9 protein-coding genes are annotated in these 12504 nt (G+C 72.3%); 5 read left to right on the top strand and 4 right to left on the bottom strand.

Annotated features, from left to right (window positions below):
* The first annotated feature begins 45 nt into the window (after window positions 1–45).
* Together WMF20_RS26955 and WMF20_RS26950 are read left to right on the top strand one after the other, a co-directional pair.
* The gene (locus tag WMF20_RS26955; RefSeq protein WP_437604804.1) at window positions 46–2244 is read left to right on the top strand and encodes a hybrid sensor histidine kinase/response regulator; all 2199 of its coding nucleotides are present in this window, start codon (window positions 46–48) and stop codon (window positions 2242–2244) included.
* Window positions 2241–2918, top strand: coding sequence for a DNA alkylation repair protein (locus tag WMF20_RS26950; RefSeq protein WP_437604803.1), 678 nt, complete (start codon window positions 2241–2243; stop codon window positions 2916–2918). The genes WMF20_RS26955 and WMF20_RS26950 overlap by 4 nt, the downstream gene beginning before the upstream one ends.
* Window positions 2919–2978: 60 nt before the next feature.
* Here WMF20_RS26950 and WMF20_RS26945 read toward each other — a convergent pair whose 3' ends face one another.
* The 3 genes from WMF20_RS26945 to hisS form a co-directional block, all read right to left on the bottom strand.
* Entirely contained in the window at window positions 2979–3611 is a 633-nt protein-coding gene (locus tag WMF20_RS26945; protein ID WP_437604802.1) for a COMM domain-containing protein, read from the bottom strand.
* Window positions 3612–3714: 103 nt separating this feature from the next.
* The gene (locus WMF20_RS26940) at window positions 3715–5496 is read right to left on the bottom strand and encodes a hypothetical protein (RefSeq protein WP_437604801.1); all 1782 of its coding nucleotides are present in this window, start codon (window positions 5494–5496) and stop codon (window positions 3715–3717) included.
* Window positions 5493–6779, bottom strand: coding sequence for a histidine--tRNA ligase (gene hisS / locus WMF20_RS26935; protein WP_129577106.1), 1287 nt, complete (start codon window positions 6777–6779; stop codon window positions 5493–5495). Before hisS ends, WMF20_RS26940 begins: the two co-directional genes overlap by 4 nt.
* 114 nt (window positions 6780–6893) lie before the next feature.
* On the opposite strand from hisS, the gene ruvX reads away from it, so the two are divergent.
* Window positions 6894–7322 (top strand): Holliday junction resolvase RuvX, encoded by a 429-nt coding sequence (ruvX, locus tag WMF20_RS26930; RefSeq protein WP_129577105.1) that lies wholly within the window; start codon window positions 6894–6896, stop codon window positions 7320–7322.
* 9 nt (window positions 7323–7331) lie between these two features.
* Here ruvX and WMF20_RS26925 read toward each other — a convergent pair whose 3' ends face one another.
* Window positions 7332–8894: a serine/threonine-protein kinase gene (locus WMF20_RS26925; RefSeq protein WP_437604799.1), complete on the bottom strand. Its 1563-nt coding sequence runs from the start codon at window positions 8892–8894 to the stop codon at window positions 7332–7334.
* 389 nt (window positions 8895–9283) lie between these two features.
* On the opposite strand from WMF20_RS26925, the gene rpsO reads away from it, so the two are divergent.
* Window positions 9284–9550 carry a 30S ribosomal protein S15 gene (gene rpsO, locus WMF20_RS26920; RefSeq protein WP_129577103.1) on the top strand — a complete coding sequence of 89 codons (267 nt, stop codon included), beginning with the start codon at window positions 9284–9286 and terminating at the stop codon, window positions 9548–9550.
* A gap of 523 nt (window positions 9551–10073) precedes the next feature.
* Complete coding sequence (gene pnp / locus WMF20_RS26915; protein WP_129577102.1) at window positions 10074–12347, top strand: polyribonucleotide nucleotidyltransferase; 2274 nt, start codon at window positions 10074–10076, stop codon at window positions 12345–12347.
* Window positions 12348–12504: the final 157 nt, after the last annotated feature.

Raw genomic sequence — 12504 nt, 5'->3', positions numbered from 1 at the left:
AATGCCTCTCGTCCCCGCGCGCCGACGTGGTGAGATGTCGTGGCGATGCACGATGCGCCTGCGAGCGAGAGGTACCGCCGCCTCGTCGCGCTGAACGCTGTCCTCACCGTCGTGGCCCGCCACTCGAACCTCCTCCTGCCGAGGCCGTTCGAGGAGCTCGCCGACGCCGTCGGCCGGTTCGCCTCGTTCCAGCTCTTCGCGGTGCTGTTCCCGGAGCCCGAGGGCGAGCTCCGCGCGCACGCGGTCATCCGCAGCGACACGCTCGCCGCCGCGCCGTTCGGCGCGCTGCTCCCCGCGCCGGCGGCGCTCTTCCGGCGGGTGTTCGGCGAGGGCAAGGCGTTCTCCTGCGACGACACCCGCGCGGGGGACGCGCTCGACGGTCTGGGGCCGACCGAGGGGTGCCTCGCGTACGTCGCCTTCCCGGTGCGGGCCGCGCCGCCCGGCGCCGAGGCCGCGGCGCGCGCCAGCAGCTCCGGCGTCGGCCCCGTGGTGGCGGCGCTCGTGCTCGGCTACGCGGACGCCGCGGCGGCGGCCGCCGCGCCGGTCGAGCTCCTGGAAGAGCTCGCCGACGCGCTCGGCGCCGGCCTGGATCGCTCGCTGCGCGTCGTCGCCGGCGAGCGCGAGGCCGCCGAGCGGCTGCTCAGGATCCGCGAGCTCGAGGAGCAGCACCGGAACCTCCTCGACAACGCGCCGCTCATCATCTTCCGGCTCGATCCCGAGACCGGCGAGCTCTCGTTCCTGAACCGCCACGCCGAGCGGCTCCTCGGGGTGCCGGTGGCCGAGGCGCTGAAGACGCCGGGCTTCCTCGGCGAGGCCCACGCCGATCCGGAGGGCGTGATGTGCTTCGAGGACGCGGTGGCGCGGGCCAAGCTCGGCGCCCCCTCGTCGTCCTACGAGGCGCGCCTCAGGCGGCGGGGCGGCGACGCGATCACCGCGCGCGGCACGGTGTACCCGCTGGTCTCGGATCGCGGCCGCGTGGTGGCGATCGAGGGCGTGCTCGCGGACGTGAGCACCGAGCACGCGGCGCGCACGCGGCTCATCCAGGTCGATCGGCTGTCGACGCTCGGCACGCTGGCGGCCGGCGTGGCGCACGAGATCAACAACCCCGCGGCGTTCATCCTGCTCGGCCTGGACATGCTCGACCGCCTGCTGCGCGGCCCGAACGTGCGCATGGAGGGCGCGGCCGCCTCGAGCGCGTCGGAGCTCTTGCGGGAGCTGCGCGACTCGATCAAGCGCATCGTCGACATCGTCCGCGACCTCAAGCTGTTCGCGAGCCCGCCGCAGCCCGAGGGGTCGCGGCGCACGCTGACGGACGCGAACCGCACCGTGGAGTCGGCGCTGAGCCTGACGCGCGGCCAGATCATCGAGCGGGCGCAGATCGTGAAGAACCTGTCGGAGGTGCCGCCGATCCTGATGGACGACGGCCGGCTCGGGCAGGTCATCGTGAACCTGCTCGTCAACGCGGCCCAGGCGATCGCGAAGCCGAGCTCGAAGCACGAGGCGCGCGATCAGACCGTGACGGTCGAGACGCGGAGCGACGGGGACACGGTCGAGATCGTGGTGACCGACACCGGCGGCGGCATCGCGGAGGAGAACCTGCCGCGCATCTGGACGCCGTTCTTCACGACGAAGGGGCCCGAGGTCGGCACGGGGCTCGGCCTGTCGATCAGCCGCGAGATCGTCGAGCGGGCCGGCGGGCAGATCACGGCGCAGAGCCCGGTGCCCGGGGGCGATCCGCCGGGCGGGGCGCGGTTCATCATCTCGCTGCCGGCGGCGGGGCGCGCGGAGGAGGCGACGCCGAGCGTCTCGCCGGTGCCGCGGCTCGTGTCGAAGCGGGCGCGGGTGCTCGTGGTCGAGGACGAGGCGTCGCTGGCGCGCGCGCTGTCCGAGCAGCTCGGCCGGGTGCACCAGGTGGCGATCGCGCCGAGCGCCGACGCGGCGATGGGGATGCTCGCCGGCGGCCAGCGGTTCGACGTGGTGCTCTGCGATCTGCGGATGCCCGGCATGTCGGGCGACGTCTTCTACACGCGGATCCGCGAGAGCGATCCGGCGCTCGCGCAGGGGTTCATCTTCATGACCGGCGTGGGCTTCGGCGCCGACGTGGAGCGGTTCCTCGCCTCGTCGGGCCGGCCGCTCCTGGAGAAGCCGTTCTCCGCCGAGGACGCGCTGAGCGCGATCGCCGAGGTCGTCACGGCGAACCGGGCCGAGGAGCGGGAGAGCACGAGGTCGCGGTCCAGCTCATGAACCTCGCCGACGTCATGCGGGAGCTCGCCGCGCTGGGCAACGAGAAGATGCGCGAGGTCAACGCCCGCGCCGGAGACGCCCACGGCGTGAACCTCACCGAGCTCCGCGCGCTCGCGAAGCGGCTGAAGGCGGACCACGCCCTGGCCGGCGAGCTGTGGCGCACCGGGGATCCCGACGCCCGCCTCCTTTCGACGCTCGTGTTCAAGCCGAAGGCCCTCTCGGCGGACGAGCTGGACGCGATGGTCCGGGAGGTCGGCTACCCCAAGCTGCTCGACTGGTTCATCGTCAACGTGGTGAAGGCGTCGCGCCACGTCGAGGAGCTGCGCGTGCGCTGGAAGGACTCCGCGAGCGCGCTGGTCGGGCGCGCCGGCTGGAGCCTGACGACGGACCGCGTCGTGAAGAGCCCTGCCGGCCTCGATCTCCCCGCGCTGCTCGACCAGATCGAGGCGGAGATGAAGACGGCGCCGGGCCCGAAGCAGTGGTCGATGAACCACTGCCTCGCCGAGATCGGCATCCGCAACCCCGGGCTGCGCGCCCGCGCGGTGGCCATCGGCGAGCGGCTCGAGGTGCTCAAGGACTACCCGGCGTCGCCGGGCTGCACGCCGCCGTTCGCGCCGGTCTGGATCGCGGAGATGGTGCGGCGGCAGAAGGCGGAGAAGGCGCGGGGCGGGTGAGGGGGGCGGCTCGCCCCGCTCCATCGCGGTGACGCGCGCGGCCGCCGGCGGCGCGCGCGGTCAGCCGAGGATCTGCGCGCAGATCTGCTGGAGCTCCCGCAGCAGGTCGGGGGTGGCCTGCAGCGTGATCCGGGAGCGCTGGTCGCCCTCCTGGTAGCTCAGCGTGAGCAGGACGACGGGCGCCGCGATCTTCGCCCCGCGGCTCGCGGCCGCGATCGAGTCGATGCGCCAGTCGACGCCGGTGAGCAGCTTGCCGTGGTCGAGCAGCGCACCGCGCACGATCTCCCGCCGCACGACCGCCCGGGCCTGATCGTAGCCGGCGAGCAGGATCGCCTGGATCTCCTCGGCGCCCTCGCCGGGCGCGAGCGCCGCGAGGTCGGCCGCGAGCGCGGCGCGATCGAGGTCGCGCTTGCTCGCCTCGCGCACGAGGAAGCGGCACGCCTTGAGCACCCGCGCGAGCGCCTCGGACCCGACCTCGTGCCGGCGGCAGAACCCGTCGAGGAGCCGCTCGACGGCGGCGGGCACCGGCTCGCCGAGGCTCGGCCCGAGCGCCTCCCAGAGGCGCTGCCGCGCGCCCTCGGGCAGGTCCAGGAGCCGGCGCAGGTCGGCGGCGAGCTCCGGGGGCGGCGGCGCGCCGCCGAGGCTCACGAGCTCGGGGCGAGGGGAGGGCGCTTCGCGCGCGGATGTGCTCATCGCGACCGCGCCAACGATTGCCGAGCTCCGCGGCGATGTCCACCGCCGCGCGTCCGCCGGCCGCGCTGGAGGGCCGAGGCCGCCAGCGCGGCGCCCGGCCGGATCACTTGCTCAGCTGGATCGGGACGTAGAGGGCCCGCATCTTCGACATCGTGCCCTCGCGCGTGTACCCGGCGAGCCCGTACAGCAGGTTCCACCAGTGCCCGTTCGGCGTCTCGCCGACCGAGAACACGGGGAAGAAATGGAACTCCCACTCCTTGCCCGTCCGCACCCGCTGCTCCCGGTAGAACGTGTTGAGCGCGACCTGCGTCACCGAGTTCTGGTCCGCGAACCGGAAATAGATCGGCAGCGCCAGCGTGGTGCGCGACGTCGGCGTCGCGAAGTCCCAGAGGAACGGCGCGACCACGAGGTGCGTGGAGTTGCGGTTTCGACCCGAATAGAAGAACGGGTAGATGTCCGTCTCCCACCCCGTGAGATCCTGCGTGTGACGGACCAGCGGCGTGAGCCACGTGGTGTCGCTCAACCCGTGGCGCTTGAAGCGGCCATAGAACGGAAAGAGGACGAGATCGTCGCTGCGCGGCGAGGTGTTCCGGTAATAGAACGGGAGCAGGAACGTCCGCTCCAGATCGATGTCCGGATCCCGGTACTGCCAGAAGAGCGGCGTGATCATGTCGAGCTCCGTCCGCCCTCGATAGCGGGCGTAGCCCCAGGTCGCGAACGTGCTCTCTCCCTCCTCGCCGCGCGCCTTCACGAAGAGCGGTGTGACGAGCAGGTTCGAGTTGCCCTCGTACCCGTAATGGAAGAACGGGAACAGCGTGGTGCGATCGTAGTTCTTGCCCCAGCTGTGCCAGTAGAAGGGCATGACGTTGAACACGTCGCCCTTGCGCGAGTGCTGCCACATCAGAGGACCCCAGATGTTCGTCGAGCGGTCTCCGACGTCGCTGTAATGGTAGTAGTGCAAGAGCGGCGGGATGACCTCGTACTCGCTGCTCTCGTCGCGACCGTAGAAGTAGAGCGGGGCCAGGCCGAGATCGATCTTGTCGGCCGAGCGCGCGTCGCACGCGGGGCCGCCCTTCCAGCTGCAGAAGAGGGGGCCGACGAGGTTGAAGCCGCTTTGCGCCGTGTGGTGCGTGAAGGTGAGCAGGGGAGGGATGTGGAAGTAGCCGCTCCCGTCATCGCTCTTGCCCTCGAAGAAGAGGGGGGCGAGCCAGTTGTCGTGCCGGCCCGGCTCCGCCTTGCGCCCGGGGCCCGCGGGGCGCCCCTCGCGCTCGCGGTGCATGAACGGGCCGACGATCGTCGTGTACGTGTTCTGGTCCCGCAGCTTCCAGAAGAACGGGAAGAGCACGTCGGCGTCGACGTCCTTGCTCCGGCGGTTGTAGTAGAGCGGCGTCACCATCGTGGCGCGGTCGCCGGGCATCCTGCGCTCCGCCCACAGGGGGAAGAGCGTCCGGAACTGGTAGCTGCCGCTCTTCTCGCCGTAGTAGAGCCCGTACCAGTCGCGCTGGATCTCCGCGGCGCGCCCGACCTCCCAGTCGCCGGCGTCGTTCGTGCCGATCTGCTTCTTGACCTGCGGCGGGATCGCCAGCGGGTCCTCCGGCAGGGTCGGCTCCTGGGTCTGGATCGGGCTCTCCTCCGAGGTCGGCGCCGCGTGCGTCTCCGGCGTGCCGGGCGGCGGCTTCGACGGCGCGCTCGAGGGGGGCGGCCCCATGCCGGGCTGGCCGAAGCCGACCTGCGCCGCCGCGACCGACGGCGCCGCCAGCGCGGCCAGCGCCGCGGCGAGCGAGAGCGCCGCGCCCGCGCGCCGCGCCCGGCCCCGCGCCTCGCCCGCCGGAGCGCCGCGCGCCCCCCGCGAGCAGCCCTGCGCTCCCATCGCCTCGGAGGTCAACGCGCTCCCCGCTGGCCGCCGGGCGACGCCTCGAGGGCCCGATCCGCGAGCACGCGCGCCGCGCCCTCCAAGGGGATCTCCTCCTGCACGTGCGCCACGAGATCCTTGATCTGGACGACGCCGCGCTCGACCTCCGAGTCGCCGAGGATCACGCACAGCCGCGCGCCGAGGGCGTCCGCGCGCCGGAGCATCGCCTTGAGCCGGCCGCCGCGCCCGTCGAGCTCGACCGAGACGCCGAGCGCGCGCAGCTGCTTGGCGAGGAGGAGCGCGCGGTCCGCGCCGCTCTGGCCGAGCGGGGCGAGGAAGCAGCCAGGCCTGCGGCGCGCGGGGGCGTCGGGCATCATCGTGAGCAGCCGCTCCATCCCCATCGCGAAGCCGATCGCCGGCACGCTCGGCCCGCCGAGCCCCGCGACCATGTTGTCGTAGCGACCGCCGCCCGCGAGCGTGCTCTGCGCGCCGAGATCGCCCGAGGTCGCCTTCACCTCGAAGAGCGTGCGCGTGTAGTAGTCGAGCCCGCGCACGAGCGACCGGTCGACGACGTAGTTCACGCCGAGCACGTCGAGGCAGCGCAGCACGCCCTGCCAGTGGGCCCGGTCGGCGTCGTCGAGCAGGTCGAGCGTCGACGGCGCGTCGCGCGACACCTCGTGGTCGCGCGGGTCCTTCGAGTCGAGGATGCGCAGCGGGTTCTTCTCGAGCCGGCGCTGCGAGTCCTCGCTGAGCTCGCCCTTGCGCGGCGTGAAGTGGGCGAGCAGCGCCTCGCGGTAGCGCTCGCGCGTGCCCGCGCTGCCGAGCGAGTTCACGTGGACGACGAAGTCGCCGACGCCGATGCGCTGCAGGAACGTCCCGACGAGGTCGATCGTCTCCGCGTCGCAGAGCGGCCCGGGATCGCCGAAGAGCTCGCAGCCGGCCTGGTAGAACTGGCGGTAGCGCCCCTTCGCCGGCCGCTCGCCGCGGAACATCGGCCCGAGGTAGTACCAGCGGGTGACCGGCTCCTTGGCGTGGACCGCGTGCTCGACGTACGCGCGCGCGGCGCCCGCCGTGCCCTCCGGACGCACCGTGAGCTGATCGCCGTGGCGCTCGAAGGAGTACATCTCCTTCTCGACCACGTCCGTCGTCTCGCCCATCTGGTGCTGGAAGAGCTCCGTTGGCTCGAGCAGCGGCGTGCGCACCTCGGCATAGCCGTGGAGCTCCGCGTGGAGGCGGAAGGCCCCCTCGAGCTTGTGCCAGCGCTCCACCTCTTCGGGGAGGATGTCGTTCATCCCCCGGACCGCGCGCAGTTCCATCGCGCGGCGCTTATGGTCGGTGCTGGCGAGCGGGTCAAGCTGGTCGGAGGCCTCCCGGTGCGCTCGGGTCTCGCCGGCTCACCGTTCTGGGGCTATGTGCTGTCTCCGAGAGGTATGGCGAAGGCAAAGACGCGCGCTGCGGCGATCGATCTTGGGAAGGCCCGCGTCGGCGTGGCGGTGACCGACGAGCTCGGGCTCTACGCGCACCCGCGGCCGCTGCTCGACGGGCGGAACCGGAAGGCGCTCCTCGAGGCCCTCGCGGCGCTCGCCCGGGACGAAGGGATCACGCGGTTCCTGGTGGGGCTGCCGCTGGAGATGAACGGGGACGAGGGGCCCGCGGCGCGGCGGGCCGCGGCCTTCGCGCAGGCGGTGGCCGACGCGACCGGGGTCGAGGTGGAGCTCATCGACGAGCGGCTGACGACGGTCGAGGCGGCACGGCGGCTGCGCGACGGGGGCGTCTCGGGGCGGAAGAGCAAGGAGCGCGTCGACGGGGCGGCGGCGGCGCTGCTCCTCCAGGCCTGGCTCGACGGCCGGCGCGGCTAGATCGCCGGGCTACCGGCTCTCGCTGCGGAGCAAGAGGTACGCCCCGGCGGCCCCGACCGCGCCGATCGCGAACAGTACGACGTCCCACATGGGCCAGGCGACGCCGGCCGCGCGCCGGAGGACGACGGCCTCGACGACCCGCACGAGCAGCGACGAGAAGCCGTAGGCGCACAGCCCGACGACGATCGGCCGGCGGAGGTTGTCGGCCAGATCGACCGACTTCATGCTGTTGTTCCACACGCTCCGGCGCACGTGGCGCGCGCCGATCAGCGCGGGGGTGATCAGCGCGAAGCCGATCCCGGACGCGAGCAGGACCGCCTCGAGGCCGGTCAGGTTGTCGGTCACGGTGCCGCCGCGCGAGAGGCGGATGATCGCGGTGACCAGCGTGATCAGGCCGCCGGCGACCCAGAAGAGGCCGAGCGCCGAGAGCAGCAGGATGAGCGGCCTCGCCATGCTCACCTGCTGCGCCTGGCGGAGCTGCATCGTCGCGGCGCGCGGCGCCGACGGCAGCGACGTGCGCGGCCCGGGCTGGACGACGGGGGAGCTCAGCTCCCGCGGCTCGGGCTCGCTCGTGTCGTAGAGCGCCAGCTCCGCGTCGAGCTCCTCCATCGTCTGGTAGCGGTGGCTGGGCTCCTTCGCCATCGCCCGCTGGATGATCATCTCCAGCGGCTCGGGGATGCTCGGCTCGAGCGAGCGCGGGCGCGGCGGGTCCTCGGTGAGCACCGCGGTCAGGGTCGCGGTCGGGTCGTTGCGGTCGAACGGGCGGCTGCCGGTGAGGGCGCAGTAGAGGATGGCGCCGACGGCGTAGATGTCCGCCCGGTGATCGACGCGCTCGCCGCGGGCCTGCTCCGGGGCCATGTAGGACGGCGTGCCCATGATCATGCCGGTCTGCGTGAGCGCGGCGCCCGGCGCGTCGTCGACCTTGGAGATGCCGAAGTCGATCACCTTGGCCGTGGGCATGGCGAGGTCGCCGGTGAGGAACACGTTCTCCGGCTTCATGTCGCGGTGCACCACGCCCTTCGCGTGCGCGGCGGCGAGCGCCTTGCAGATCTGCCGGACGATGCGCACGGCGGGGCCGGTCTTCATCTTGCCGACCTCCGTGAGGTAGTCGGCGAGCTCCTTGCCTTCGAGGAACTCGTTGACGAGGAACGGCCGCCCCTCCGCGGTGCGGTGGACGTCGAAGACGGTGACGACGTACGGGCTCTGCACCGCGGCTGCGGCCTCGGCCTCGCGCTGGAAGCGCGAGATCACCTGAGGCTGCCGCGCGTACTCCGGGTGCAGCATCTTGATGGCGAAGCGCTTGCTCGAGATCCGGGTGTGGCGCGCCTCGTAGACGCGCCCCATGCCGCCCTCGCCGACGACGCGCATGACCGTGTACGTCTCGTTGAGCGTCTTGCCGACGAGATCGTCGCGGAGCGCGTCGTCCACGGAGTCGTCGAGCGTCGCGGCGTCGCGCGGGCACACCCTGAACTCGGCCGGGTACCGCACCCCGCAGGTGGGGCAGACCTTCGGCGTCGCGTTGTCGCTCCCGGAGCTCGGGGGCGCGTTGGCGGGGGTCGACAGGCTCGTCATCGCGTGCGCGATATGCAGGTCCGACTGCGAGCCGCGGGCGTCCGACTGCGGTCGGGAGCCGCGCGGGTCCGACTGCGGTCGGGAAGGGTCCGACTGCAGTCGGGGAGCGTCTTCAGGGGGCCGGAGGGTGCCGGGCATCGCTGACCGAGGGTAGCCAATCGGCCGTTCTGGGGGTGACAAATCGCGCGGGCCACGTCGACCGCGTTGACGGACCGAGGCGCCTGCGTATACTCGCGCGCTCCTCAGCTCACTGGCCTGAATTTCGCGGGCTCCCGCCGCTCCGGGCGCGGGGCTCGCCTTCAGGCGTCGCTTGGCCAGTCGCCGGCGTCGTGAAGACGCGTCGGCCCGGGCGCTCGGCAGCGCACCGGAGAGGCCATGGAGAGCCAGCCATGCTGCATTCTGTTCAGAAGACGGACATCATCCAGAAGTACGCGATCCACGAGGGCGACACCGGGTCGCCCGAGGTCCAGATCGCGCTCCTCAGCGAGCGGATCAACCAGCTGCAGGAGCACTTCCGCACCCACCAGAAGGACCACCACTCCCGCCGGGGTCTGCTGAAGCTGGTGAGCCAGCGCCGCCGTCAGCTCGACTACCTGAAGCGCATCGACATCGAGCGCTACCGCAGCCTCATCAACCGCCTGAACCTCCGCAAGTAGCGGATTTCAGGGCAGATTGCGCCGGTCCAGCCGGCGCGCTCCCGAGGACGCCGCGCGCCCGCGCGGCGTTCGTCTGCCTCCCGCCGGCGTCCGTTTACCTTCTGCCCGCGGTGTCGGGGCAGGTGCGAGCGCCGGCCGCGGTCGGTCGGGCGTGTCCGCCTGCCGAGCGCAGCTCCGTGCCGCCCCATCGTCACCCCCGCGCGCCCAACGTCAACGCGTCGCCGACCGGCGTTCCGGCCCTTCCGTTCGGGAGGTTTTGCGGCACGCACCCCTGAACGCATGCGTTTTGCGCTGGCGAGAGCGGGGCGAACGCTCTAAGGAGCACATTCATTGACCACGGGACGGCGGGGCGCTCGGCCTCGCCGTTCCCGAGCGCGGGCTCCGCGCGTCTTCGTCTTCGCTTCGTGCGCAGCAGCAGCGCGGCTCCTGCGCAGGAATCGAGGAAGAAGAGCAGCCCCTCGCGCTCGGCGTAGCGCCGCACGCAGCGGCCCTCGCGCTCGCGCGAGAGAGAGCTGAAATCCTGATGTTCGTTCGTGAATCCGTCATGGTGGGCGGCCGCGCCCTCACCCTCGAGACCGGCCGCCTGGCGAAGCAGGCCCACGGGGCCGTGCTCGTCACCTACGGCGATACCATGGTGCTCGTGACCGCCGTCTCGCAGGACGAGCGGCCGGGCCTCGACTTCTTCCCCCTCACCTGCGAGTTCGTCGAGAAGACGTACGCCGCCGGCAAGATCCCCGGCGGGTTCTTCAAGCGCGAGGCGCGCCAGCGCGAGGAGGAGATCCTCTCGAGCCGCCTCATGGACCGCCCGCTCCGCCCGCTCTTCCCGGAGGGGTTCAAGCGGGACACGCAGATCATCGCCACGGTCCTCTCCAGCGACAAACAGAACAAGGCCGACGTCCTCGCCCTGACGGGCGCGAGCGCCGCGCTGCACATCTCGGACATCCCCTGGCACGGCCCGGTCGTCGGCGTGCGCGTGGGCCGCCTCGAGGGCGAGTTCGTCGCGTACCCGACGGTCGCCGACATCGAGCGGTGCGACATCGACCTCGTCGTCGCCTGCTCGCGCGACGCGATCGTGATGGTCGAGGGCGGCGCCGCGGAGGCGACCGAGGCCGAGATCATCGACGCGCTGATGTTCGCGCACGAGACGGCGCAGCCGGTCATCGACCTCATCGAGAAGATGCGCGCCGCGGTGGGCAAGCCGAAGCGCGAGTTCGTCGCGCCGGCGCTGCCGGACGACGTCAAGCAGCGCGTCGCCCAGATCGTCGACGAGGACCTCAAGGCCGCGACGCGGGTGACCGACAAGAAGGCGCGCTACGACGGCTACAGCACGCTCAAGAAGAAGCTGACCGAGACCCTGGCGGCCGAGCTCGGCCCCGAGAAGCTCCTCCCCCTCCAGGGGCTCGTGAAGGCCGAGTTCGAGGAGCGCAAGGCGCACGTCGTCCGCACCTACGTGATCGACGAGGGCCGGCGCATCGACGGCCGCGACGGCAAGAGCATCCGGCCGATCATGTGCGAGGTGGGCCTGCTCCCGCGCGTGCACGGCAGCGCGCTGTTCCAGCGCGGCGAGACGCAGGCGATCGTCACGACGACGCTCGGCACCTCGACCGACGAGCAGAAGATCGACGGCCTGATGGGCGAGACGTGGAAGCGCTTCTACCTCCACTACAACTTCCCGCCCTTCTCGACCGGCGAGACGAAGCCGCTGCGCGGCCCCGGCCGGCGCGAGATCGGCCACGGCGCCCTCGCCGAGCGCGCGCTCTCCCGGATGATCCCGCCGCCGGATCAGTTCCCCTACACGATCCGGATCGTGTCGGAGACGCTCGAGTCGAACGGCTCGTCGTCGATGGCGGCGGTCTGCGGCGGGTGCCTCTCGCTCATGGACGCGGGCGTGCCGATCAAGTCGCCCGTCGCCGGCATCGCGATGGGGCTCATCATGGAGGGCCAGCGCTACGCGGTGCTCTCGGACATCCTCGGCGACGAGGATCACCTCGGCGACATGGACTTCAAGGTCTGCGGCACGGCGCGCGGCGTGACCGCGATCCAGATGGACATCAAGATCGCCGGCCTGAGCCGGCAGATCCTGATGCAGGCGCTGGATCAGGCGCGCGAGGGGCGGCTCCACATCCTGAACAAGATGCTGGAGACGCTGCCGACCACGCGGCCCGAGCTCAGCCAGTACGCGCCGCGGATCACCACGGTGCGCGTGAAGCCCGACCAGATCCGGCTCATCATCGGCCCCGGCGGCAAGACCATCAAGGGCATCGTCGACCAGACCGGCGTCGCGATCGACGTCGAGGACGACGGCACGGTGAACGTCGCGTCGTCCGACTCCGACGCGGTGAAGCGGGCGCTCGACATCATCAAGGGGCTCACGGCCGAGCCCGAGGTCGGCGCGACCTACAAGGGGACGGTCAAGCGCATCACCGACTTCGGCGCGTTCATCGAGATCCTGCCGAACACCGACGGCCTGCTGCACATCTCGGAGATGGCCCACACGCGCGTCGAGCGCGTCGAGGACGTCCTCAAGGAGGGCGACGCGGTCGACGTGAAGGTGCTGAGCGTCGATCGCGACGGGAAGATCCGGCTGAGCCGGCGCGAGCTGCTCCCGCTGCCGGAGGGCGAGGAGGGCGACCGGGCGCGCGAGCGCATGGCGCAGGCGCGCGACGCCGGCCCGCCGCCGCGGCGCGACGGCCCGGGCGGCGGGCGCGGCGGCGACCGCGACCGCGGCCCGCGGCCCGGCATGGAGCGCGACCGCGGCGGGCCGCCGCCGCGCGAGCGCCGCGAGCGCCGCTCCTAGCCACGAGATCCGCGCGGGGAGGTCATGCCGCGCTGCGGCGCACGCTGGCCTCCCCGTCGCTCACGCCCCTCACAGAGATCGCCTGATTTTCAGCGTTCCGCGGCCTCGCGCGGCGCCCGCGGCCTCGCGTGGAGCGCGCTGCCCCGCTGCGGGCCTG

Origin of the sequence: Sorangium sp. So ce834 (assembly GCF_051521425.1) — a bacterium.
Lineage (GTDB): Bacteria > Myxococcota_A > Polyangia > Polyangiales > Polyangiaceae > Sorangium > Sorangium cellulosum_D.
Note: the sequence above shows the minus strand (reverse complement) of the source record. Positions and strands in the feature narration are given on the sequence as shown.